2 protein-coding genes are annotated in these 2,444 nt (G+C 69.0%); both read right to left on the bottom strand.

What is annotated here, in order from left to right; translation table 11 throughout:
* Positions 1-1,694 (bottom strand): efflux RND transporter permease subunit (locus AC1DZ6_RS23505; RefSeq protein WP_477099523.1); only part of this gene is annotated, 1,694 nt, incomplete at its 3' end.
* Positions 1,691-2,444: efflux RND transporter periplasmic adaptor subunit (locus AC1DZ6_RS23510; protein ID WP_477099524.1), on the bottom strand; the 754-nt coding region annotated here is incomplete at its 5' end. The genes AC1DZ6_RS23505 and AC1DZ6_RS23510, both read right to left, overlap by 4 nt.

Here is a 2,444-nt window from a genome sequence, read left to right on the forward strand (position 1 = left end):
GGCGTCTGCACCTCGATCAGCACCTCGGGGCGGTCGGAGATCGGGAAGAACTGCTGCTTGACCATGCYCATCATCAGGAAGGCCACGACCAGCGCCGCCACGACACCCAGCACCACCTTCAGGCGGTTGCCCACCGTCCAGGCGATCAACGCGCGGAAGCGGCGATAGCGGGGCGTGTCGTAGATGGCCGCGTGACCGCCCTCGACCGGCTGGATGTTCGGCAGCAGCTTGACGCCCAGATAGGGCGTGAAGATCACCGCCACGAACCACGAGGCGATCAGGGCGAAGGCCACGACCCAGAAGATGTTGCCGGCATATTCGCCCGCGCTGGACTTGGCGAAGCCCACCGGCATCAGGCCGATGATCGTCACCAGGGTGCCGGCCGCCATCGGCGCGGCGGTGTGGCCCCAGGCGTAGGTGGCCGCGGCGATCCGGTCGCGACCTTCCTCCATCTTCACGACGATGGTCTCGATGATGATGATGGCGTCGTCGACCAGCAGGCCCAGCGACAGGATCAGCGCCCCGAGGGTGATGCGGTCGAAGTCGCGGCCGGTGGCCAGCATGACCACGAACACCACGGCCAGGGTCAAGGGCACGGCCAGGGCCACGACGATGCCGACGCGGAAGCCCAGGCTGGCCAGGCTGACGGCGATCACCACGGCCAGGGCCACGAAGAACTTCAGCATGAATTCGTCATAGGCCTCGGCGATGTTGACCGCCTGGTCGGTGACCTTGGTGAAGGTCAGGCCCAGGGGCAGTTCCGAAGCCAGGGCCTTGGCCTCCTTGTCGAGGTCCTTGCCCAGTTGCAGGCCGTTGTAGCGCTCCTTCATAACCACCCCGAGCTCCAGGGCGGGCTCGYCGTCGCTGCGGATCAGGAAGGTCGCCGGGTCTTCGTAGCCGCGCTTGACGTCGGCGATGTCGGACAACTGCAGGATCTTGCCGCCGACCACGATCGGCGTGGCCTTGATCTTCTCAAGATCGTCCAGCGCCCCGTCCAGGCGCACCTGGACCTGCGGGCCGTTCGTCTCGATCGACCCCGCCGGGGTGACCAGGTTGCGGTTGTTCAGGGCGGCGAAGATGTCGCGCGGGCTGACGCCCAGATTGGACAGCCGGGCCTGCGAGAACTCCACGAAGATGCGCTCGGGGCGTTCGCCGATGATGTTGACCTTCTTGACGCCCGGCACGTGCAGCAGGCGCTGGCGCAGGGTTTCGGCCTCGCGGACCAACTGGCGGTGCGGCTCGCCCTTGGCCTTCAGCGCATAGAGCGCGAAGGTCACGTCGCCGTACTCGTCGTTGACGAACGGACCCAGTACGCCCTGGGGCAGGTTGGCGGCTTCGTCGTCCAACTTTTTGCGGGCCTGGTAGAACTGCTCCTGCACTTCCTTGGGCGGGATCGGATCCTTCAGGGTGAGGGTGGTGAAGGCCAGGCCCGGACGGGTGAAGGTCTCGGAGCGGTCGTACCACTTCAGTTCTTGCAGCCGCTTTTCCAGCGGCTCGGCGACCTGGTCCTGCATCTCCTGGGCGGTGGCGCCCGGCCAGGCGGTGACCACGGTCATCACCTTGATGGTGAAGCTGGGATCCTCGGCGCGACCCAGCTTGAAGAAGGCGAAGGTCCCGGCCACCACGATGGCGACGATCAGGAACAGGGTGACGGCGCGTTCGCGCACCGCCAGGGCGGAGAGGTTGAAGCTCATTGCCCGGCCCCCACGCTGACGCGTTGGCCCTGGTGCAGCATGTGGGAGCCCAGCGCCACGAAGCGGTCGCCGGCGGTCAGGCCTTGCGAGACCGTGGCGGTCTCTTCGCCGATGGCGACGACGCTCACGGCGCGCCAGGTGACGGTCGAGGTCTTCGGATCGACGACCCAGACGCCTGGGCCCTTGCCGGCGTCGTGGATCGCGCCCAGCGGCACGGCGCGTCCGGCCGTCTTGCCGGAGCCCGGGAGTGCGCGAGGAAGAGAGATGGTGACCGTCGCACCCAGCGGCGCCGACGCCAGCGCGCCGTCCAGGACATAGCGCGCCTCGAAGGTGCGGGTCCGGAGATCTGCCGCGTCGGAGAGCTGGCGCAGGCGGGCTGGGTTGGCGGCGTCGCTTCCGAACACCGAGGCGGTCGCCGTCGAGCCGACGCCGGGACGTAGGGTCTCGGGCAGGGCGATCGTGGCCTCGCGTGGGCCGGCGTGGGCCAGGCGCACGACCGTCTGACCGGCGGCGACCACCTGTCCGGGCTCGCCCTGCGTCTCGACCACCACCCCGTCAGCGTCGGCGACCAGCACCGCGTAGCCGGCCGCGTTGCGCGACACCCGGGCCTGGGCCTCGGCGGCCTGCAGTTGGGCCCGAGCGGCGAGAGCGGCGGCCTTGATCTGGTCGTAGGTCGAGCCTGACACCGCGCCGGCCGCGACCAGGTCGCGATAGCGGGCTTCGTCGGCCTCGGCCTGGACAGCCCGGGCC

Source organism: Caulobacter sp. P1_B12_2 (assembly GCF_056406675.1).